This window comes from Acinetobacter lwoffii (assembly GCF_024129735.1).
Taxonomy (GTDB): domain Bacteria; phylum Pseudomonadota; class Gammaproteobacteria; order Pseudomonadales; family Moraxellaceae; genus Acinetobacter; species Acinetobacter lwoffii_H.
Genome location: NZ_JAMXXK010000008.1, coordinates 1 through 23297, shown reverse-complemented (window position 1 = coordinate 23297; position 23297 = coordinate 1). Strand labels below are relative to the sequence as shown.

Below are 23297 nucleotides of genomic sequence, written 5' to 3'. Positions count from 1 at the left end.
AGCCCTGTTTGATATCAGACTAGTCCATCTTTGGCAGATTCAGACGCGGGATCAGGTACCAGAAAATTGTATTGAGTTTAAGGAAATGAAGATGTGATCAAAAAAACAGGCTTGATCGTGATGGATCTAGCCTGTTCAATCGTTTGGGTGTTAATTGGATATTAGTTAAATGTTAAACAGTACGACGCAATGGCTGATCACGTTGCGCCAGACTTTCGCCCATCGGCACGAGTCGTCTATCAGGATCAATCTTTTGCCAAGGCAGGTCATTCGGGTCTGCTTTCATGGCACCAGGCGCTTTCGCGACCAAAATGGCAGCAGCCATGTCCTGAAAATCTGCACGAAAATGTACCGAGCTTTTCACTACAATAATTGATTTATCTTCAGGCACAACACCAAAAATTCTAAACATATTACGATCGAGCAACTGGGCTTTGTAGGAACTGACTGCAATTTCAATACCGTCTATTTCCAGCAATATACTCGGGCCGATATCCGCCTCAACGCCATGCATCATGGGCCCGCCATAGCTGAATTTCCCATCGCTATAGGCTTTGATTTTAAATTCAGCGCTAAATAGAGCATCCCCCGCAATACCTGATGTTCCGCCCAATTTCGCATAAAAATGCTGACCAAGCTCAAGCTGATAGGCTTGTTGCACCACCGCAGGATCAACAATAAGCCCAATCAGTGCATTTTTAACCTGATGCCGATGTAGCGCCGATAGCATCCCGGTCGTATTCGAATCACCACCGGCTCCCGGATTATCCTGAGTATCTGCAATCACCACGGGTCTGGTCGAATGATGCTGTTGATAAAGTTGAAGTGCCTGCAGCACGGCATGATCGGGTGATAAAAAACCCATATTCCAATGCGTTTCTTGTTGCAGCACATGGGCGATATAGCGTTGCATGGCCTGATCTAACTGCACAGCATTTTCACTATAGCCCCAGATACAACCACCACATTCGGCAAAATCTGCCGCCGGAAAACCCGGCGTGAAATTCATCTGGACAGGATTATTTTGTTCTAGCTGTTCGAGTAAATTCATACAAGACTGGGTAGGTTCCAGCTCGGTACATTGTGCATTCAGCGCAATCAAAAACGGCAGCTTATACATTTGCTTATGCAGCTTTTTACCCCGGAATATTTGATCCAACACTTGAGCGCAACGTTGTCCGGTTTGGGCCATATCTACATGCGGATAGGTTCGATAGCAAATCAGCACATCACTATGGGCAAACATCGCTTGCGTGACATTGGCATGGAAATCCAGACTGGCAATTACCGGAATATCCGGCCCAACTGCTTCACGAACCCGTCTTAACAATTCGCCTTCACCATCATCCACCTGTTCACTGACCATAGCACCATGCAGATCCAGATACACCGCATCTGCCGGATGCTGCTGGATGCTTGCAATAATTTCATCACAAATCCGCTGGTAAGTGTCCTGCTCTACATGCGCTGAAGGTGAAGTGCCCGCCCAGATCACCGGTAAAAGTTGATACCCGAATTGTTCCGCTTGTTGAATAAAACCGCCAATCGGAATGTTCTGTTCCCGAAATTTCAGGATATCTGCGCCGCGGCTAAGCGGCGGAAATCCCCCACCCTGGACAAAATCCGCGTAGCTTGCTTTGGTCGGGGCAAAGGTATTGGTTTCATGTTGAAAGCCCGCAATGATGATTTTCTTCATATCCTGAATCCTTCCTATGCTACGTATTGATTATTTATCGACAATTAAGGCAGCGCGTGTTACTTGCTCGGGAACAACTTGCTTTTTCAGTCTGAAGGCATAAATCAGGAAAGCGCCACCGAGCATCATGATCACAGCAATCGTGAACCAGCCTGCCAGCATGGAACCGGTCATTGACTGTGCCATGCCCATAATATTTGGACTGACAAAACCACCGAGTAATCCGATATTGTTAATCAGGGCAATTCCGCCTGCTGCCGCACTACCGCTTAAGTATTTCGATGGAATTGACCAGAAAATGGTATAGGCACTAAACATAAAGGCCGTTGCGGTACAGATCGCAATAAAGGACAGCAGGAAATTCGCACTGATCACCGACAACATCAAGCTGACTCAGGCCAATACCGTCGGCACTACACAATGCCATTTCCGTTCCTGCCATTTGTCCGAGCTGCGGGCAAAAATGATCATGAAAATTGCACCGCATAAATATGGAATCGCCACCAGCCAACCAATCATCTGCAAATTTTGGATACCGCCCGACTTCAGTAAAGATGGTAGCCAAAAGCCAATCGCATAGATGCCACAGATAATGGTGAAATAGGCCAAGGCCATGAAATAAATCCAGGGATCCTTTAATACTGCTTTAAAATTGCTATGACCGCTTGCAGACTGATGCTGTGAAATTTCTTTCACCAATAAGGCTTTATCCTCTTGGGACAGCCATTTTGCTTGTGAAGGATGATCGGTTAAATAAAAGTACGCTACGCAACCCAATAGCACGGTTGGCACAGCTTCTAATAAAAATAACCATTGCCAGCCAGAAAGATTATAAATCTGATGGAAAGTACTCATAATTTGCGTCGATAACGGCGCACCTAACATGCCAGCGAGCGGCCCAGCCAGCATAACAATCGCCATCACACGTGCCATGCGTGCACCGGAATACCAATAGGTCAGATAGAAAATCATGCCTGGGGCAAAACCGGCTTCGAATACACCTAGTAAAAAGCGCAAGACATAGAACATCTGCGGGGTGGTGACAAATAGCATCGACATGGAGGTCAGGCCCCACAAAATCATGATGCGGGTAATAGTTTTTCTGGCGCCGACTTTTTCAAAATACAGGTTGGTTGGCACTTCAAACAGTACATAACCTAAAAAGAATATGCCGGCTGCCATCCCATAAATTGCATCGTTAAAGCCCAGCTCCTGCTGCATTTGTAACTTGGCAAATCCGATATTGATCCGGTCCAGATAAGCAAAGAAATAACACAGCAATAAAAATGGCAGTAGCCGCCAGCTTACTTTCTTGTAAATCTGGTCTAACCGTTGTTGACGGGAGATCATTAAATCCATCTAAAACTCCTTTTTATCTAGATCTTCTTATTGTTCAAAATCCATGTAAGCATGCTCCTGACTTGATAACAATGTAATTTATTCGGCATACTGATGCTTTTAAGGCATCAGAGTTTTTATGGACAGAAACTTGCAATTCCTTGCGCCACTGAACGGAATCAATGAAAAGCGTTTGCGTTATTTCTATACGGTGATGATGTTCGGTTCGATGCGCAAAGCGGCAGATATCCTGAATATTGAACAGTCCGCCATGAGCCGACAAATTCAACTCTTTGAATCTGAACTAAAAATAAACCTGTTCAAACGTAAGGGGCGGCATATTATTCCGACTGAAGCCGCCTATCTGGTACTTGAGTATTTTAAGGAAAATAAGAATCGTGAAAATGAATTATTTGACAGTTTATTTCAGCTGCAATCTTCTCAACTTGGCAAAGTGAACATTGTTTCAAGTGAAAGTTATATGCAACACATGATTTATGATGTACTTCGACATGTGCATCATAAATATCCAAATCTTGAAATCCAGTTAGAATTAATGAGTGCCCAGCATGTGGTACGACATATCGTGGACAGCCTGGCGCATATTGGATTGGCGTATAATCCTCCATTTCATACAGACATCAGCACCATTGCTCATAAAACAGAACCTTTTATTCTGGCTGTTCCTGCCGGTCATCCTCTTGCCAAGCTCAAGCATCGTATTTATCTCTCTGAAATTTCAGCCTATAAATTTGCCTTAATGCCCGTAGGGCATGGTTTTCGTCAGCTACTCGACAGTGAAATGGTACGCTTACAAGTGAACCTGAATATTGGCCTGACCACCAATTCTATTTATGCCTTAAAAAATTATGTGGTGGCTGGACATGGGATTTCCGCCATGCGCTATGCAGATATCGCAGATGCAGTTAAAGAAGGTCAGGCCGTTGCCTTAACTATTGATTCCGAACTGTGCAACACGGCTCAAACCCAATTGATGGTACGTAAAAATACCCATTTGTCAGAGTCGAAGCATTTATTGATTGAGCGTATTCGCTCTAGTTTTGATTTGATTTTTTAAATCGCTTATAAAATTTAGGCAATAAAAAAGCCACTTAAATAAGCGGCTGATTTATAACAAGAATTTTGGTGGAGGTGGCGTCAATTGAACTCAAAACCTAACTCATTCATTTTAAAGCTCTTTTGTTGAATAAAAAAATTCATTGACCCAATTTTGACCCAAATTAGATTTAGTGCATTGAATCACTTTAAAATCTTGTTCAAATCCGAATTCAGGATTTGAAGTGGCGTACTGACATTATAGCAGAAAATTACACCTAAAAATAAATGAAATGTTATAACATTACAATTAGCTCATTATGATATTAATAATCACATCCACCTCAGTATAGTTCAATTTTTTAATTTGTACTTTTGCTTAGGACTCTTAGGCTTATCAGGAAAGGTGCGTTCAATCACACCGGCTTCTAATGCTGGAGTTAAATAATTTTTTTGGAATGTTGCTCGATGGGACAAGTCTAATAGAGCCATAAGCTCAGCTAAGCTATATTCCTTCTGCTCCATCTTCTGGACGAGACGTTTAACTTGATCGCTAACTTGTACGCTATCTTGAGCGGTATCTTGATCGCTGGCATCAGAACTGAGTATTGCATCTAAAATCATCTGCAAAATAAACTCAATAAAAGGTGCTGAATCTGAGCGATCTGTGCTCGCTTGCAATGCATCGTAATAAGCTTTTTGGTTTTGATAAATCAAGCTTTCTACAGGGATATTGAGAAAAATTGGATTCCACTGGCTTAAGATTAAAGTTTGCCATAAACGTCCCATACGCCCATTGCCATCAGCAAATGGATGTATAAACTCAAACTCATAATGAAATACTGAACTCTGAATCAATGGGTGCTCATTGCCTTCAGCCAACCACTGCAATAATTCTCCCATTAAGCGATGCACTTGATTTGCAGGCGGAGCCATATGCACGACTCGATCCCCTGACATCACACCAACACCGCCATGGCGATACTGTCCAACCTCATCAATCAGTCCTGTCATCAGTATTTGATGTGCTTTCAGCAAATGTGTTTCTTGATCAGGGTTCCAATTTTGAATTTCTTCATATGCTTTTAGGGCATTACGGACTTCTTGAACTTCTTTAGGTGGCGCGATAATGGTCTTGCCATTCAGGATCGCTGTGATTTGCTCTGTACTCAAGGTATTCCCTTCGATCGCTAAAGACCCTTGAATCGTTCGGATACGATTTGCTTTTCGCAATTTAAGGCTATCTTGAATTTGGGTTAATGCAGTCAAACGCCCTATTGATTCACTAATTTGTGCAATCAAGTGAATAATTCTAGAGGTGATCGTATAAGGCGGTTGATATCTCATGCCATTCCTCATTGATGTAAAAACAAAGCACAGTTGATTAAACTCTAAAATATTAATATTGCATAGCTTAATGAGTAATATCTGCTATTAACCTGCTTATCTTTTCTGAAACAGTGAGATAACTCATCGCTATTTCTTTTAAAATAAACCTATGCATTCTCGTTAAAATACGTAGGTTTTTTCATTACAGGACAGCATTATGTTTATTCATGCCGACTTCTCACAGCCCGTCATCATCAAGCCAGAGGATTACCATTGGGTGAAATCTCCAGGAGGTGAAGTCGATAGAATGATGCTTGATCGTATTGGCAATGAGAAAGCACGTGCAACTAGTCTTGTGAAATACGCGCCAGAATCTGCCTTTCCTGAACATCAGCATCCTTTGGGTGAAGAAGTCCTTATCTTGTCAGGCATTTTTACAGAGAATGCTGAAGATGATTATCCGGCAGGCTGGTATTTACGTAATCCCCATCATTCAACTCATCAGGTTTCCAGTAAAGCTGGTTGTTTAATCTTTGTGAAACTGATGCAAATGACCGAAAATGAGATAGAGCCCACCCGAATTAATACCAATGATCCAGCGAATTGGAAGCTTACTAAACATCGGATGAGATGCCCGTTATTTCAATCGGAACATGAACAGACCTATTTAGAAAAGCTAAAACCTGCTCAGATTTTCGAAGAGAAATCAGAACAAGGGATTGAAGTGCTAATTATCAAAGGTCAATTATTTTGCGGCACTGAAATATATCCCGCAGGTTCATGGGTCCGTCTTCCCATCAATAGTGCGGCTAAATTTCAGGCAGGTCTATCAGGCGCAACGCTTTATGTCAAAACTGGTCATCTACAGCATGCAATGGGCGTATGGGGAAATGAACAATAATGGGTTTTCAAAATGAGGCTGTCTCGTGTCTAGAATATTGAAAGCCATCCAATTACTACTTTTATAATCAATACAAAATGTAATGATATATCACTACATTTCTGATATTTCTTTTTTCATGTATGATCGACTAAGATAAATTCAGGGATAAGGTTATGTTTGAAACTATTGATGATTTAAAGAAAAAATTAGATCAACATCGCCCTCTTTCTCCATCAATTGTTAAAAATTTACAAGAAGATCTTATTGTCCGCTGGACCTATCATTCGAATGCAATTGAAGGCAATACACTCACCCTGCTAGAAACTAAAGTAGTACTCGAAGGTATTACTGTTGGCGGAAAGGCATTAAGAGAACACTTCGAAGCGATCAACCATAGAAATGCAATTTACTATGTTGAGGATATCATTCAGAAAGAGGAACCATTTTCTGAATGGCAAATTCGCAATATCCATCAACTCATTTTAAAAAATATTGATGATGATAATGCTGGCCGCTATCGCCAACAAAATGTCTTAATCTCTGGTGCAACGTCTACCCCGCCTGATTACACGTTATTAAATGACAAGATGGCTCAATTCGTAGACTGGTATAATAGTGAAGCACATAAGCTGCATCCAATTGAACGTGCAGCCAAAGTACATGCTGATTTTGTAGGTATCCATCCATTCATTGATGGCAATGGCCGTACATCACGTCTATTGATGAACCTCGAATTGATTAAAGCTGGTTATCCACCTTGTGTCATCACAGTTGAAAATCGTTTGGCTTATTATGAAGCTCTTGATCAGTGGATAGCTTACGGAAAAACTGAAGCTTTTATTCAATTGGTTTCGGATGCTGTACTTGAAGGATTTAAACCATATCAAGTGGTTTTAGGTCTTTAACTTACAATTTTATAAATAAAATTTAGATATTAATTTTCATATATCCATTGAGCATTCGGCCATTTTTTCTCATCAATAGATTGCTCAACACAACCAATAATTTCGCGTGAAATGATCCTAATATGCTTGGGAATATTTCTCGTAGAGTGCGTTGCTAAAGTAATCACACGAGAAAATGAGGGGTCTAAAATTGGAGTAACTTTAATTAATTCGTAAGCGTCCGCTGAACCCCATACCTATTTTTTAATTTTGGTCGGGTTGCCACCGGTGTGGCAGTAATTCTTCTATTTGGGTCACTTTATGTGTCGGTAACCTTTTCAGCACATCACTTAAATAGGCATACGGATCCAAGCCATTCAGCTTTGCTGACTGGATTAAAGTCATGATATTCGCCGCTCGCTGACCACTGCGCAGCGAGCCAGCAAACAGCCAGTTCTTGCGTCCTAAGGCCCAAGGTCGCATTTGATTCTCTACCCAATTATTGCAAATCGGTAGATTGCCATCATCCAAATAGCGGCTTAAAGCTGGCCAACGCTTCAGAGTGTAATTGATCGCCTTGGCGGTGGGAGAACTCGATGGCACCGTCAGATGATGTTGGTTGAGCCATTCATACAGTTGTTGCATCACCGGTTGACTATGCTGTTGCCGGTATTCGCGGCGGTCTTCCGCTGTACTATCGGTCTTTTTCCTGAGTTCTGCTTCTATCCCATACAGTTTCTGAATCAGCACTAATGCCTGTTCAGCGACCTGACTTTTCCCGGTCACATGCAGTTCATGGAATTTACGACGTGCATGGGCCATGCAGCCCACCTCAATGACCTGGCCTGATTTAAAGCGTGCTTTATAACCACTGTAATCATCACAGACCAGATAGCCCTGCCAGTCTTTCAGGAACTCTTCAGCATGCTGGCCAGAACGGCTATCCTGAAAGTCATAGATCACTGCCTGAACTGGATTGTACTGTGTGGTGGCATAGGCCCAGACATAACCTTTCTTCGGTTTTTTCTCATTCTCACCCATCCGCATGATGGTGACCGGTGTTTCATCTGCATGCAGCACCTGCTGTTGCAGCACTACCTCTTTTAAGGCATTAGCCAGAGGTTCCAGTTCCACACCGCAGCGACCAATCCAGTCAGATAAAGTGGATCTGGACAGATCAATGCCAGCCCGCTGATAGATCAGGCGCTGACGGTACAGCGGTAAATGATCGGCATACTTCGATACCAGCACATGGCTGAGCAGTTCAGGTGAAGCAATGCCTTTATCAATTACATAGGCGGGCATCGCTTGCTGAGTCAGTGTGTCACACTGATCACAGACCCATTTGCCACGCACATGCTGTTCCTTATAGAACTGTGCCGGTCTGAAATGCAGTTTTTCACTGACATCTTCGCCGATACGACGGAGTTGGCATCCACAAGCGCATTGGGTTGATGCAGGTTCATGCTCAATACGGATGGTGTGTAGATGATCTGGCAGCAGTCGACGTTTAGGTTTGTTGACTGTGGCTTTGTGTGTCACTGCATCGGTTTTATCTGCATTCAGCCGCTCCAGTTCTAGATCAACCGCAGCAATATCTTCTTCAACCGCTTCATCCCACAGGTGGATTTGTTTTGCAGTGAGATGTTCGTTTTTACTGCCGAATTTGTGCTGTTTAAATAGTGCGAGTTCATGCTCGTATTTTTGATTGAGAATAGAAAGATGCTGAACTTTGGCATCCAATTGCTGGTTTGATTTTTCTAATTCTTGATTTGATTGTGCCAGAGACTGATGCTGCATCGCCAACTGCCGGGTAAATTCCAGCAGTTGTTCATGGGTCAGTTGGCTTAAATCAGGCAGCATTTTCATGACCGCAGTATGCCTGAGGTCATGACGCAGAGGAAATAGAACGTTTGGAGAATAGCAGAATGGAACAGCCTAGTTTAGAGCATTGTTACCACTTGCTGTCGTCCAATGCGCTGCCAGGGCAAACCCTGAATTAGTGCCTGTAACTGTTCTGGACTGAGAGCTACATTTTCACCCTGGTGAACTTGAGCCCAGTGAAATTTGCCCTGTTCCAGCCGCCGGGCACACAGCCAGATGCCCAGTCCATCATGCACCAGTACTTTCATACGATGACCACGTTTATTACAGAACAGGTAAGCACAGTGCGGCTTGATCGAGCCAAAGGTTCTCACCACCTGAGCCATGGCAGTATCCATTCCTGCACGCATATCCATGGGCTGAGTAGACAACCAGATTTCATCGATACTGATCATGTTGCCAGCACCTTGAGTAATTCTCCTAAAGCAGATATTTCTGATACTTGCCATTTCAAGCCAATTTCTGATTTTGAGTGGGGTAAAGTAATTTGAACCGTTAACATGTCAGTAGGAGTAGGATCTAATGGTGCAGAGCAAGATAAGGCAATAAATGCAGGTTTATTCGGTAGTGGTGAGCGATCACTCCCTGGCTTAGCATCAATTAAGCGAATCCATTTGGATACAAGATTTGTATTCAATCCATGTTGCAAAGCGACTGAAGCAATTGAAACGTCCGGTGCTTTACAAGCCTGAACGATCTGCTGTTTAAATTCAGCACTGTATGTTCTTCGTTTTTTCGCAAGAGATGCGATGGATGTCTGATTATTTGTAGTCATAAATTTAGTCCCCACTTGTTTCTAAGTGGGGACTAAATTAAGGCTTATAGGATGAATTCAGAAGGTGTGTTCAGCGGACGCTTACATTAATTCTGCCCTAAACTCATTTATTACAGAAACTAGGGGTAAGATTGTATAACCAAAGTCCTGGATAACTAGCTGTTTTTGTATATTCAAATCATCCAACGCTAAAAAAGCCCCATCGAACCTTTACGGCTGAATTTAAACATCAACTTATTCAGCAATGCCAGCAGCGGGACGAAAGAACTGGCTATTTGCAGGTTCACTGCGCAGTGGTCAACGAGCTGCAAACATCATGACCCTGATCCAGTCAGCAAAGCTGAATTGCTTGGACCCGTATGCCTATTTAAGTGATGTTCTGAAAAGGCTGCCGACACATAAAGTGACCCAGATTGAAGAATTATTGCCACACCGCTGGAAATCCGACCAAAATTAAAAAATAGGCATGGGATTCAGCGGACGCTTACCAGTGAAATCAGCTTATTAAAAAAATTAAAGGTATAGGTTTTCCCCAAGTTACCCGAACATCTATCCAAAAAAAATTCTGCAGATTTTTTTGAACATATAGAAATATATATACTTTCTGAACAGATCAATCACTAAAGTCATCATACTGTTTTAAATTAAGTTTATACAATTTATCCCAATCCATTTCTTGAGTTGGTAAAGGCTTTACTTGAAACGAGTTATAGCCTTTATGATGGGTAGCTTTATAGTTTTTAACAATATCGCGTTGGCTATTATAGTCCAAATGAATGTGCCCATTTTTTATGTTGTTCTTCGGTGTCGTAGAGTGAGGTAAAAGAGATGAGTAACACTCCCAACAATTACTAAAGCCCAAAATTTCCTGATTAATCTCATTAAGATGGATACGTTGATTTTCATCAAAGTCAACTAATTGAATGGTCAAGCGCTTGGTTTCAGGCTCCCTAGCTATCCAGATAGACATATTTGAAATATCAAAATGTTGATGCTTGCCTATATCAATATAAGAGTCACTAGGCAATCTGTTTAAACGTTTGATAAGAATGTTGCCCTGATCACGAATCATCAGATTTGAATATCGTTCAATTCGTGTAATGCCGTCATGACCTTGCTGTAGGTGTTCATAATCAATTTGAAAATGTTCAGCAGCGCGCGCGAAAGGTTTGGGAATGCATAGAATAATCAATACTAAACCGAATACGAACTGGCATTTATTATTCATGGTCAGTAAACCCTACCGCCTTGATTATTTGTTGAAAGACCCAGATATTATCTTGAGTGCCTTTGAATAAATGAGCATTTTTCCCTTCAGCAAATAACATTACATCTCCACCACCATGTGTTTCAGAACGGTCGAGTTGTACCCCAACAGCTTGTTGGTAATTATCATCAAATACCTGAGATTCAGTTACACTTTGCTGAATATTTTCTCTCTGCCTCTTACCATTACCAAAAACTAAGACGGTGTTGGTATTACCATTTACATCAAGTGAGGGAGCATGTAGTTTGCCATCTGCCATTTTTTTAGCTAAAGCATCTGGTTGTGTTGTTATTTGATAGTGATAATTTAAACCTAAAATACCTGGCTGATTTGGCGTAGTCTTTCCTGTTAGCGCATTGTAACCATTAAAAGTCATGACATGATCATGATCTGCAGTGACCACGATTAAGGTATTGCTAAGATCTACCTGCTGTATAGCTGCATGAATGGCATCATCAAAAGCTTTAGTTTCATGTAATGCGCGTTTGGCATTATTGGCATGTAAAGCATGATCAATACGTCCCGATTCCACCATTAAAAACCATCCACGTCCCTTAGACTGTGCTTCAAGCATTTGAATAGATTTTAAAGTCATTTCTGACAAACTAGGTTGTTCCACAATATTTTTATTGATTCGATCTAGGTCATAATGCAGATGAGACGTCGCTGAGAATAGCCCCAGAATTTTTTGATTCGGATTAGCGTGCTGAAGGGCGGATGCTGTTTCTACATATTGATACTTTTGAGTTTGCATTTCCTGAATTAAATGTCGTTGATCAGCACGGCCCTGTGGATTGTTGATAGCATGGTAAGGTGTCCAATGGTTACGACCACCCCCCATGAGTACATGAATCCCCTCTTTAAGTTTTGGGTTATACCCCAATCCATTTGGTACTGCCTGTACTGCAATATCAAACTTTGCATCACGATGACAAATATGAGCATAGGTTGCCGCAGGCGTTGCATGGGTTAACTCTGCAGTGGTCACCACACCAACCGCTTTACCTCGTTGTATTGCTAACTCTAAAAGAGATGGAACTGTTTGTTCAGGTATTCGAGGTTGGCATAAATTAATGGCGTTATGAATACTCTGACCATTCGCAAGTTTTAAATCTTTGGGTTCTTTTGCGAGAGTGCCTGTAGGCATGGAAATCACATCATTTTTGTTTTTTAAGCCCGTCATATAGGCACCCATAGATGGAGCACTATCTGTAGTTTGTGCATCTTCAGAATAAGTTTTAATGCGAGCACTATGTTTTAGGCGATCTATTGTAAGCTTACCAGCCTCACCAACTGCGTAAATCCGACTTGCGGTTACTGTCGTAGGTCCCATCCCATCGCCAAGAAAAAAGATAATATTTTTTGCAGGAGTATTAGATGGTGGATCAGCCATTACAGATGTACAGCCACATAATGAAATCAACAACATACTGAATTTAGATTTCATTTCTCAAATCCCATAATCTGATTAAGTCGATAAAAGACGTCAATATTTTCCAAACTACCTGAAAATTGATCTGAACCTTGACCTATTGCCCCTAGAAAAACATCTGTGCCACCATGGGTCTCAGAATCCTTAAAACCAGTTTGGATAACGGCCTCCTGCTGAAAATCATCTGCAGCTGCACCTGTACACCATCCCTGATAGGAGGGTGTATAACTAAATGTATAGGATGAGGTATTCATCACAGGACGACATTCATCATCATCACGTAATTGAGTTACCGAATCATCATTTCGATTTAGAGTTGGACGCTTTTTCCCATTGCCAAAACTAATGACTGGATAGGGATTACCATTAATGTCTCGTGTTAATCCATTTTGGTTTTTTACAAGTCCGAGTACACTAGTTTGCTGTCCTGGCAGATAAGGGCCAGTACGCTCTACATAGCCATTCAACATGAGCGTGTGATCATGGTCGGCAGTGATGATAATTAAACTATTTTCGAGCAGAGGATCTTTAATTTTCAGAAAATCAATGGTTGCCTGTAGTGTGTCATCTAGCGCAATCACATCCTGAAGTGCTCGTTTTGCATTGGTATCATGCAATGCATGGTCAATCCTCCCTCCTTCAACCATCAGAAAAAAACCCTTGGTATTAGATGAAAGCTTCTGTAAAGCTATTAAGGTCATTTCCTTCAGGCTAGGTTCATTTATCTGTTTGTTCTGACGGTCTAGATCGTAATTTAAGTGGGAGTCATTGAAGAGGCCTATGATTTTGCGCTGATCTGCAGGATCTAAACTGTTCAGTTGACTACGATTTTCAACAACTTGATAGCCCTGTTTTTTAAGTTCTTTTAAGAAATTACGACCATCTTGGCGTTTCCCTCCAGACTCTGTTGGCAGGAAGTGGCGTTTCCCTCCCCCAAGAATGACATCAATTCCATTTTTTAAACGCGTGTTGTAATTGCTATATCGATCTGCTTTTATCTTACTCGGTACCAATTGTGCAGCGATTTCATTTTCTGCATCACGGTGACAGATATGAGCATAAGTCGATGCAGGGGTTGCATGCGTCACTCGAGTTGTGGTCACAATTCCTGTTGCGTATTGGGCGGAAATTGCCTTTTCAAGCAAGGTTTCACTAAAAGCTTTGTTACGGTTTACTGGATCTGTATCACATTGCTGCTGTCCATTTTTTAGTTCAACGGCATTAGTTCCTGTTTGCATTGAAATGACTTCATTTTTCATTTTTACGCCGGTCATATAGGCTCCCATAGAGGGGGCACTATCAGTGACTTGAGCATTTTCTGAAAATGTTCGGACAAATGCTGTTTCTGGCAATTGATCAATGCTTAAACTTCCTGATTCACCGACCTTATAAATTCTTGCTGCAGTCAATGTCGTGATGCCCATTCCATCACCAATAAAAAACACTACTTGTTTAGGAGCTTTCACAGACATTTGACGACTAGAAACCTGTGTATCAGGAATGCCTTGGCAACCTATAAGCATACTGGTGCAGAATGAAACTCCTAGAAGTTTAAACGAGGACAGGTAATGCAAGGAGGTGAGCATATTTAGTGGCCTTTATTCAATTCGATATTCAAAGGTATTTCTAATTTTAGGTACTTCAACAGCCTGACCATTAACAATATGTGGCTGGTATTTGAACTGACGAGCCGCATTGAGTGAAGGGCGAATGAACACAGGATCACAGTCAGATAAGGCCTTAGGGTTAATAACGTGCCCTTGGGTATTCACGCTATATTCGATAGTACAGTTCCCTTCAAGTTCATTTTCCAAAGCACGCATTGGATAATCAGGTTTAAGCTTTGAAATCGGTTTATAGTTTTTCTCATCAAAGGTTGGAGGCGTTTTAACCTTTTCAGTCGCTGCAGGCTTATTTACAGGTGTAGCGGTGTTTGTTGAGACATCAGACTGGATGGGTGTAGGGGTAATATTTTTAGGCTCTTCAGCAGTGGAAGATATTATAGAAGCTGAATCATTAGTTGATGTTTTTTTAACAACTGCTTTGTCTAGGTTACTTGGTGAAGGTTTGTTTTGAGGTTGTGGCTTTGATGTCTGATTTGTTTTGACAGGTTCAGCCTGTTGAGGCGGTAAGGGCTGAACAGGGGTTGCTAAGGGTTGAGTCACTTTTGGTTCAGGTTGAGCGTGTTCAACTTGAGGTGAAGATACTGTAGTTTTGGGAAGCTGTACAAATTTAACCTGTACAGTTTTTGGCTCTACCTCTTTGATAGGACTATCAAAGTTCTGATTCAATAAACTGTAAATCACAGTTGCATGCAGTAGCGCAGTGATAGATAGAGCGACAGCAGAGCTAGAGTTGATCTGTGAGATACTGTTCACTGATCTTGCTCCTCAGTCACTAAGCCTAATTGCTCAACACCACTTTGTTGCAAAATACCAATCGTCTGAGCAACAAGTTCATAATTGGCAGTACTGTCAGCACGAATGAAAACTTGCAGGTCCTGAGGATTCTGTAACAATGGAGATAACTTCTCTTTCATTTCTGCCAAGTTGGTTGCCCGATCTGTCACTTGTTTTGTATCGACAGTTTCCCCAACATTCCAGTAGTATTGCCCTTCTTCCTGAATAGAAATAGTGATTACTTTCTGATCTTTAGGGGTGACCAATGTTTCTGCTTCTAGATTTGGTAAGTTCACTTTAATCCCCTGGGTGAGCATGGGTGCAGTGACCATAAAAATTACAAGCAGCACTAACATCACGTCGATATAAGGAACGACGTTCATTTCTGCGTTGAGCACACGCTTTTTCTGACGTTTCTGCATCTGTTGTTAATTTCCTGCTTGTAAAAAACGTAGCATTCGAGTTTGTAACGCATTTCCGAAACTGTAGTAGCTATTAGAAATTTTTTCTGCACGTGCGCTTAGGCGGTTATAGGCAATCACAGCAGGAATAGCTGCAAATAAACCAATGGCTGTAGCAATCAAAGCTTCTGCAATACCAGGAGCTACAGCAGAAAGTGTTGCTTGCTCAAGTTGTGATAGACCAATAAAAGAATTCATGATGCCCCATACAGTTCCAAATAAACCGATATATGGGCTGACTGAACCAACTGTCGCAAGAAAGCTCAAGTGCTTTTCCAGTTTTTCTTCCTGTTCCGTGACACTGCTTAAAAGACGACGCTCAACTTGATCCGTTACCTCGACTGATGAAACCGAAGTTGTGGCATTTCTGAGGGCATTAAACTCATCTAGTCCAGCTTGGTAGATTTGTTCTAAACCACACATTTTTTGTTCAGATTCTTCTACCATGCTAAGAGGAAATTGTTGTTGGTGGAAATGCCCTAAGAAAACTTTATTTGCTAATGCTTCCTGACGCAGTTTGATCCCCTGCTTAATAATGACATACCAACTAATGACCGATGCGCACAATAATATCAGCATGACCATTTGAACAAGTAAACTGGCATGGCTAATCAGTTCCCATACTGAAAGCTGTGCCGTAGTTGGATTTGACATAAAAACCTCAATAAAATCATAATTTAATTCGAATATAGGTACAGCACGGTGCACTGTACCTGATGAAAAGTGTTATTCCAGGCCTAAGGCTTGAGCAATCTTTTCCCATGCTACATACTTATAGTTCTGATTCCCTTCTGGCATCCGCTTACGACCATCTTGAACAACCAACATACCTTGCTTCCAGACCCCACCCAGATTTGCTGAAGTCACTTCCAGCCCATCTGTTTCAGATACAGCATCAATCTCTGAGTTCAAATTGGCTGAAATTTTAAATTTTCCACGTATTTGATATGGTGCTTTAGCGTCGACTACAACGTAACTATCATCTCCTTGACTAGAAATAACCAAATAATCGCGTACTTTCCCTTTATAGATTGCAAGTCCTTCAACATCTGCCTTTACATGTTCTCCAACGCTAATAACGTTTTGCAGATTGATATGCTGAGGATCATTGAGTTTTGTGGTCCAAACAGCTTTATCCTCTTCTCCTACATAAATACGATCATTTTCATCATCGACCACACAACCTTCTGGCTGTGATGTGACTTTGAATCTGAGCACCTCATGTGCAGTTAGACCTTTAGCGTTATTTTGAATTTTGTACTGTACAAAGGTTCCATTTTTATCATTTGGAATGGCAAAGGTTTCACCTTGTCGATTCTGATACATACAGAATCCGTATATATCCTGTAGGTCTGTAGGAAGTTTTCCTAAATCCTTAACTTGTCCCGTTTTTTGATGAATACTAAACAGATGCAAGCTGTTTTGATCACGATTAGTAGCAATCGCTAGATCTACTTTCTGTTGCCCAAGTTTGAAATTAGGTCGAATATCAACATTATTCAGACGTCCTACTTTCAAGTATTGCAACTGTTTACCTTGCAAATCATAGACTGCAAGCCCACCCTGCTTATCTGTGCCCAATACACGTGATAGATTAGGGTTTGTTGGATTAATCCAGATTGCAGGATCATCTGCTGCATCTCCACTGTTAGGCACCAAATCAGTTTCGACATCTGCTGGTAGGGCTAATACAGTCTGCGTAGAAGGCAGTTTCTGAGTGGTCCAATCAAGATCCAACATTTTGATTTCACCGTCTACAAGCAGGAGTTGTTTTTGATCTTGATTACCTTTTAGGTGAATACGTTCTGCCTCATCCACATTTTGTAAAGTGACTGGCGGAAGCTTTTCCCAAGATGTTCCTTTTATGCTGTAGCGGTAAAGGATCGCTTTTGACTCATCTATTGCTGCTAGTGCATTATCTATTAAACTCAGTCCACTGATATTCCCAAGAATAGAGCCATGTGGATCGTTTAAATCAACGGGATATCGGATGAGGTCTGCTTCAGGGTCTGCCTCATAAGACCAAATTCCTACGTTTTCTTCATTAATATAGAGCTTGGCATTATGGTCATCTACGACACAAAAACTACTATTAGGTGGCAAGCTCATTTTACGGATAAAACGAGGAGTAATTTGCGCTGAATCTTTGGACTGAATCATCCATTGCTCCCCAACCCCTTCTTCACCGATAAAGAAGCTATAAAGAGACTGATCAGAAGTAAGATATAGACAATTATCTTCAGTTTTAAACTTACGTACAGGGAGATAGGTAGGTTTTGCCCAGGTGCCTGCTTTAATATTAAAATTAAAAATTACAGGCTGCTGTATAGAGAGATCTGTAGTCTGAATAATGAGCTGATTATTAATTATTCGATAATCAATTTTACTAAAAGAACCAGGAATATGCTGTACACGTTGACGGTCTTTATTCCACAGGCTTAAACCTTCAATTTTACTAGAAGTAATCACCTGAGCATCTGAACCTATGATCTCGACCCAATGAGCATCCTCTACTTTAATAGGTAATTTAAAAACTTGATCAACTTGAAGAGCGGGCTGATCTAGTTCTGAAAGGATATGCTCAGATTGCAGAGAGCTGCTGATATGTTTTTGCTGAGTTGGACTAGTGGATACACAGCCAGATAAAGTCAAAAATGCTGCACAAAAAGCGCTCAATTTAAAAAGTGTTGTCATGAATTTTCTCGAAATAAAAAGCACCCAAAGCCAATCTGGCTTTGGGTGAGCTAAAGGCTTAGAAGTGTGTGAATTTCAGACCAACTTTATAGCTTGGACCGTATTCTTCATATTGAGCGTTATAATTACGGTTGCTGTTATAGTTGTAATACACTTCATCAGTAAGATTCTGAGCATTAAAGAACAGTTGCATATTTTTGTTAAAATTCACATGTCCACTAAAATCAAGAAATACTTGATCATCGGTATATAAATCTTTCTCAGGATCATCGACATCCGAAACTTCATTGAGATAACGTGATTTATAGTTGGCCGCAAGACGTAGGCCGAACAGATCATTTTCCCAACCAATCATGGCATTGCCTACAACTTTGGATTGGTGTGGAAAGTTAATGGTTCTGGTCATTAGTTCACCATCTACCATGCCATCAATATCTGCTTTAGCACGGCTGAAAGTACTATTTAAGCCAAAGATAAAGTTGTTCCATTTTTGGCTATAACCCAGTTCTACACCATAAATTTTAGCAGATGAGCCGTTTTTGAAAGTTAGTGCCTCATCAAAATTAGCCCAGTCCCCTGTACCTGCTACATTGGAGTTATAAATAAAGTGCTCAATATCTTTATAAAATGCATTCATGGAAATAATGCTGGCATCACCCAAGTATTTCTCTACACCTAAATCAAAATTTGAGGCTTCAAGTGGCTTGAGATTTGGATCACCAAACTCAGCTTCATCGCCATCAATGTAAATACCTGGTCGTGACTGTTCGAAGTTCGGACGTACCACGGTATTGGTCCATGCTGCTCTTAGAATGGCATCTGCACTTAACTGATATTTAAAATGTAAACTTGGTAACCAATGATCATAATCATTTTTGGTAGAAATATTGGTGGTTTCCCCATCTAAGATTCGATAGCCTTGAGTTTCAAAAGCAGTATCTTCATAGCGTAAACCCGCAATGACGCGTAAACGATCAAAATCAATTGTATTCATGAAATATGCCGCATGAATATCTTCGGAGCTTTTATAGTCATTAATTACGGATTCTTCATCATCAACCCAATCTTCTAGGTTCAATTGAGCCAGTTGATTATGGATTGGAGCACTAGACAACGTTGGGCCGAACTGTGCAAGTTCATAGTGACTATTTTGTCCAAAATGTGCAGGTAAAGTTTGTAAATCCTCTACTTTCCAGATATCTGTATTATTCGTTTTAGTTCGCTGACTGACTTTTGCACCAAATTTAAAAACAGAAGCATAATCTTTGATCAAATAGTCTCGGCTAAGATCAAACTTGGCATTTTTCTCTTTATCTTTGGCAGTACTTTTTTCCCATTCTACTTCATCAAGCTCATACTGTGCCGGATCATACAAGCTAGCATTACCTTTAACCACGGGGATACGTGTACTTGTGTACTCTACATCCTCAAACTCACCTGCAAACCCTGCTTCAGCAATCCCACCAGGATTCTTTTCTGATGCTTCACTGTAGCCCACTTGTGTTTCTAGTGTCCATTGGTCAAAACGATTTTTGCCACCTAGTACAAAAGATTTGATTTCCTGAGTTTCCTCACGTTCTTTTAAACTGCGAACTACCTCTGCATCACTTGGAGTATGCATTGCCAATGGGTCTGAAAACTCAACACCCATACCTTGACGCGTTTCATTGTCTTTAAAGCGGCTATACAATGTCCGTAAATAGTATTCACTGTTCTTATTTGGACGATAGTCAAAATTTAGTCCGGCACCAAGTCTCTCACGTTCAATATCATATTGACGCAGTTCAGTTTCTTCTAACAGGTGATCGTCCCATGCTCCACCTGTTTCAACGTTATCTGAGCCAAAAGTGCGCTCTTGCCAACTTAGTGCTGCCGCAATACCAAGATTGTCAGTACCCGAACCTAGACTAAACTTTTGACTGACCGCGCCTGAAACTTTAGGACTATACTCTTCACGTTTATCATCATAACCACCTTCAACCGCAGCAGTATAGAACAGACCGTCATGATCAAAAGCAGATAAACTCTCTACCTCAATTGTTCCACCAAGTGAATTTGCATCCATATCTGGGGTCAAAGTTTTAACAACAGTTAATGACTGTACAAGTTCTGCTGGCAATACATCTAGCGCAACTCCACGACGTCCTGCTTCTGGTGCTGGGACTAAGGTGCCGTTAATAGTGACGGTATTCAGATCAGCTCCTAAACCTCGCACAGTCACAAAACGACCTTCACCTTGGTCACGTTCTGTAGAAACACCAGGAATACGTTGTAGTGCTTCAGCAGCGTTGTCATCTGGCAGCTTCGCAATAGCATCGGCATGTACTACACTAGCTATAGAGTTTGATTTTCGTTGTTCTTTCAAGGCTTCATTAATACTTGCTGCTTGACCTACAACACGAACATATTCAGTTTTTGTTTCTGCAGCCATACTTTGACCAATAGCTGTTATACATAAAACTAAGGTAGTGACTTTAAAAGTGAAAGGTGTTTTTTTCTTACTGCGATGAGTGCTCATTTGTTATTTCCCCAAATAGCGCAACGGCTGTTTGTTGAGCACCTTAAATATGCATAATGACTGAATGATGACAGGAAAAAAATCTAAAAATCAGAGAATTAACTTTTTAGATCATTTTGAGCTAATTTGATGGGACTATATCTTTCATTGCTCAAGTAGACTGAACTAAGTGAATGTGAATTATAGAATTAAAAGGGAGTTAAGTAGATTTTTGATATTTATAGTGAGCTAATTTGAAAAGTGGAAGAAAATATATTTGCAATGAAACTGTCATAGAATGCTGATTAGCTTTATCAAAACAATAACCACACCCCTGCTATGTTAAAACCCTTTCTACACTATCCACGACACTTTTTATTGATTATCACTGTTGCTCTGATCTGCTTAGCTTCATTTATTTTTTTTGGTAGTTTCAAAACTCAAAATGAAATTCAGGTCATTGATATTCTTGGAGAGGGGCTGGCCTGTATACTCGTTTTATTATGGATTTATCTCATTCTTAAAAGTCGCCCGAGAGGATATGTGACGAGCTATTTTTACTGGGGTCTGGTATGTGTATTTTTAGCTTTATGGATGGATGTATTGGATGAATTTATATCAATACCCAAAACACTGATTTGGGATGATTTATTAGAATCTTTTACTACACCGATAGGCTTTGTTGTACTTACTGCAGCTATGATTAACTGGCACAAAGAACAATTGGTATTGTCCAAAAAGCTACAAACTAAAGAGCATGTATTTCGGGATCATCGTTTATTTGATGCAATTACCCCCTTGGCAGATGCTCAATACTTTAAACAACAATTACAATATGAAATAAGTCAGCAAAATAATTCAGAAAAAAGCATACATCTGATGATGATCAATCTAAAGAATTTAACTTTGATCAATAGACAATTTGGTTTTGAATCAGGTAATCAAGTGCTATCTATGATTGCTCAGACGATAAGTATGAACATAAGACCTTGTGACTTAGTTTGTCGTTTAGCAGGAGATAAGTTTATTTTGATGTTAATTGATTTGACAGAACTACAAGTCGAAATGATGGCTAGAGAATTACAAAAATGTATTCAGTCACAAATATTTTATACATCTGAAGATTTTCATAAATTTAAAATAGATTGCAGCTATAGCATTAGTCAAGTACATCAAGAAAATCCAGCTGTAGAAATTCAAAAACTATATAAACAAATCAAAAGTCAGCAGCATCGAAAGCTAAAAAATGTAAAGGTTTCGGTATGAGCTATCAAAACGATCAATTGATTTTACCCACATATCTGGCCCCTGCATTATTGATTGATTTGGCTGAGCAATACGGTGTAAATCCCAATATTATTTTAAAGGGAACGCCCGTTTTTCTTGAGAGTTTGATCACAGAGAATCATGCTGTAAGTTTAGAACAACTGATACAAATGATACGAAATATGCATGAGAGTATTACCCATCCGGAAGTTCAATTTCTGTTTGGGCAACGTTATATTGAAACTTTAACTCACCCTGCCTTAAATGCAATTGCCTACAGTCAGAATATAAAAGAAGCCGTACAACGCTATGTTGAATTTCATATATTCCTAACCCCATGGTGCATTCCCGTTGCATTTTATTCGGAAAAAAAGATCATTCTATTTTGGTTAAATAATCAGGAGATCCATGCTAATTATTTAGCAATTAGTGCTATGACCGCCCTTAGGGCTATTTTGATGAATAGCATGCAAGAGGAATTGAATATTACTTATAGTTTTGTAGGTGACGAGCCAAAATTTATCGAACAATTTTGGGAACATCTTGGAGATGACATTAAGTTTAACACCCTTGTCAATGCCATGCATATCGATATTTGTGAGAGCCAACAAAAACAGAGTTATCAAACTAGTGCAATGCGTCAAGCTTATTATCGACAAGCTAATTTGGTACAACAACAGTTAGGATTAGAACAGAGTTTTCTTCAAAAAGTTTATAATTTTCTTATTCGTAATATTCATCAAGTACCGAATCTTGAGGAATGTGCTGAATATTTTCAAATGAGTATTGCTAGTTTTAAAAGAAGATTACATAAACATCATACTAGTTATCAGCAACTATTAGACCAAGCTAGATTATTCACATCAATACAATTAAAAGAATTACATCATTATAGTGATGAGCAAATAGCAAACTATTTAAATATTAATGACATACATAATTTTAAAAGAGCATTTAAGCGTTGGAGTAGCCTAGTTACATTCTAAGTGAGCTACCTCTAGTGGGCTGGACTATCACCACCTTCCTAAAAAAACACCAAAATATCTCTCTTGTGATCATGGTCCCTTAATTATGGGTATTGATCTAAATGCCAAGGTTGAGCAGAGTCTAGAGCAAGGTAAATCAAGAGATGGCCGTTTGGGGTTATAGTCACTTCTACTACAGCCCCTTAAATAATTATATTTCTCTTTAAATGATGAACATAACTTTGAAATATAAAACTATTTATTTTGCTATAAAAAAACCACCAATAATGGCGGTTTTTTATCAATGACAACTTATGCGTCATGTGACGGTCACTTATCGTATTTTATAAGTTTGGTACTTCTTACTTTATTTTAAAATGACGCGGATTCAAATCCCAAGTGCGACACATTTGTAGTTAGTTGAAAAAGTTAGGTGTATTAGAATCATTAGACTTTTTCAACTCGCAATTG

Annotated in this window: 20 protein-coding genes and 1 pseudogene; 6 read left to right on the top strand and 15 right to left on the bottom strand. The window is 40.3% G+C overall.

Annotated elements, in window-relative coordinates; translation table 11 throughout:
* Positions 1 to 172: 172 nt before the first annotated feature.
* The 3 genes from NI469_RS03770 to NI469_RS03760 are packed head-to-tail and all read right to left on the bottom strand — an operon-like array spanning position 173 to position 3055.
* Complete coding sequence (locus tag NI469_RS03770; protein WP_253174448.1) at positions 173 to 1696, bottom strand: M81 family metallopeptidase; 1524 nt, start codon at positions 1694 to 1696, stop codon at positions 173 to 175.
* A 30-nt stretch (positions 1697 to 1726) separates the two neighbouring features.
* Positions 1727 to 2080 (bottom strand): MFS transporter, encoded by a 354-nt coding sequence (locus NI469_RS03765; RefSeq protein ID WP_253174447.1) that lies wholly within the window; start codon positions 2078 to 2080, stop codon positions 1727 to 1729.
* Positions 2081 to 2089: 9 nt separating this feature from the next.
* Positions 2090 to 3055 carry an MFS transporter gene (locus tag NI469_RS03760; protein ID WP_253174446.1) on the bottom strand — a complete coding sequence of 322 codons (966 nt, stop codon included), beginning with the start codon at positions 3053 to 3055 and terminating at the stop codon, positions 2090 to 2092.
* A gap of 118 nt (positions 3056 to 3173) precedes the next feature.
* On the opposite strand from NI469_RS03760, the gene NI469_RS03755 reads away from it, so the two are divergent.
* Positions 3174 to 4112: a LysR family transcriptional regulator gene (locus tag NI469_RS03755; protein ID WP_253174445.1), complete on the top strand. Its 939-nt coding sequence runs from the start codon at positions 3174 to 3176 to the stop codon at positions 4110 to 4112.
* A gap of 332 nt (positions 4113 to 4444) precedes the next feature.
* Here the strand turns inward: NI469_RS03755 and NI469_RS03750 are convergent, their stop codons facing one another.
* Complete coding sequence (locus tag NI469_RS03750; protein WP_004646191.1) at positions 4445 to 5437, bottom strand: Fic family protein; 993 nt, start codon at positions 5435 to 5437, stop codon at positions 4445 to 4447.
* Between the two features lie 199 nt (positions 5438 to 5636).
* Here NI469_RS03750 and NI469_RS03745 point away from each other — a divergent pair, with 199 nt between their 5' ends.
* Positions 5637 to 6320, top strand: a complete 684-nt coding sequence (locus tag NI469_RS03745) for a cupin domain-containing protein (protein WP_004646190.1) — start codon at positions 5637 to 5639, stop codon at positions 6318 to 6320.
* Positions 6321 to 6475: 155 nt separating this feature from the next.
* Positions 6476 to 7207, top strand: coding sequence for a Fic family protein (locus NI469_RS03740; protein ID WP_004646189.1), 732 nt, complete (start codon positions 6476 to 6478; stop codon positions 7205 to 7207).
* A gap of 243 nt (positions 7208 to 7450) precedes the next feature.
* On the opposite strand, the gene tnpC is transcribed toward NI469_RS03740, so the two are convergent.
* The 3 genes from tnpC to tnpA form a co-directional block, all read right to left on the bottom strand.
* A complete protein-coding gene (tnpC, locus tag NI469_RS03735; protein WP_253174444.1) occupies positions 7451 to 9055 on the bottom strand; it encodes an IS66 family transposase in 1605 nt (534 codons plus the stop codon).
* 74 nt (positions 9056 to 9129) lie between these two features.
* Positions 9130 to 9465 (bottom strand): IS66 family insertion sequence element accessory protein TnpB, encoded by a 336-nt coding sequence (gene tnpB / locus NI469_RS03730; RefSeq protein WP_168386658.1) that lies wholly within the window; start codon positions 9463 to 9465, stop codon positions 9130 to 9132.
* Entirely contained in the window at positions 9462 to 9845 is a 384-nt protein-coding gene (tnpA, locus tag NI469_RS03725; protein WP_168386657.1) for an IS66-like element accessory protein TnpA, read from the bottom strand. Before tnpA ends, tnpB begins: the two co-directional genes overlap by 4 nt.
* Before the next feature lie 250 nt (positions 9846 to 10095).
* Between tnpA and NI469_RS03720 the strand changes: the two are divergent.
* Positions 10096 to 10302: pseudogene (locus NI469_RS03720) on the top strand (transposase domain-containing protein); the annotation flags it as partial.
* 156 nt (positions 10303 to 10458) lie between these two features.
* Here the strand turns inward: NI469_RS03720 and NI469_RS03715 are convergent.
* From NI469_RS03715 to NI469_RS03680, 8 genes are all read right to left on the bottom strand, one after another.
* Positions 10459 to 11073, bottom strand: coding sequence for a hypothetical protein (locus NI469_RS03715; RefSeq protein WP_004646188.1), 615 nt, complete (start codon positions 11071 to 11073; stop codon positions 10459 to 10461).
* Positions 11066 to 12559 carry an alkaline phosphatase gene (locus tag NI469_RS03710; protein ID WP_004646187.1) on the bottom strand — a complete coding sequence of 498 codons (1494 nt, stop codon included), beginning with the start codon at positions 12557 to 12559 and terminating at the stop codon, positions 11066 to 11068. The genes NI469_RS03715 and NI469_RS03710 overlap by 8 nt, the downstream gene beginning before the upstream one ends.
* Complete coding sequence (locus tag NI469_RS03705) at positions 12556 to 14130, bottom strand: alkaline phosphatase (protein ID WP_004646186.1); 1575 nt, start codon at positions 14128 to 14130, stop codon at positions 12556 to 12558. The genes NI469_RS03710 and NI469_RS03705 overlap by 4 nt, the downstream gene beginning before the upstream one ends.
* Positions 14131 to 14142: 12 nt before the next feature.
* A complete protein-coding gene (locus NI469_RS03700) occupies positions 14143 to 14922 on the bottom strand; it encodes an energy transducer TonB (protein WP_004646185.1) in 780 nt (259 codons plus the stop codon).
* Positions 14919 to 15365, bottom strand: coding sequence for a protein TolR (gene tolR, locus NI469_RS03695; RefSeq protein ID WP_004646184.1), 447 nt, complete (start codon positions 15363 to 15365; stop codon positions 14919 to 14921). Before tolR ends, NI469_RS03700 begins: the two co-directional genes overlap by 4 nt.
* Positions 15366 to 15371: 6 nt before the next feature.
* Positions 15372 to 16058, bottom strand: a complete 687-nt coding sequence (gene tolQ, locus NI469_RS03690; protein WP_004646183.1) for a protein TolQ — start codon at positions 16056 to 16058, stop codon at positions 15372 to 15374.
* A gap of 72 nt (positions 16059 to 16130) precedes the next feature.
* Positions 16131 to 18098: a phytase gene (locus NI469_RS03685; protein ID WP_004646182.1), complete on the bottom strand. Its 1968-nt coding sequence runs from the start codon at positions 18096 to 18098 to the stop codon at positions 16131 to 16133.
* A gap of 58 nt (positions 18099 to 18156) precedes the next feature.
* The gene (locus tag NI469_RS03680) at positions 18157 to 20529 is read right to left on the bottom strand and encodes a TonB-dependent receptor (protein ID WP_016807088.1); all 2373 of its coding nucleotides are present in this window, start codon (positions 20527 to 20529) and stop codon (positions 18157 to 18159) included.
* 444 nt (positions 20530 to 20973) lie between these two features.
* On the opposite strand from NI469_RS03680, the gene NI469_RS03675 reads away from it, so the two are divergent.
* Both NI469_RS03675 and NI469_RS03670 read left to right on the top strand, forming a co-directional pair.
* Entirely contained in the window at positions 20974 to 21861 is an 888-nt protein-coding gene (locus NI469_RS03675) for a GGDEF domain-containing protein (RefSeq protein ID WP_228127475.1), read from the top strand.
* A complete protein-coding gene (locus tag NI469_RS03670; protein ID WP_004646179.1) occupies positions 21858 to 22847 on the top strand; it encodes a helix-turn-helix transcriptional regulator in 990 nt (329 codons plus the stop codon). Before NI469_RS03675 ends, NI469_RS03670 begins: the two co-directional genes overlap by 4 nt.
* Positions 22848 to 23297 lie beyond the last annotated feature (450 nt).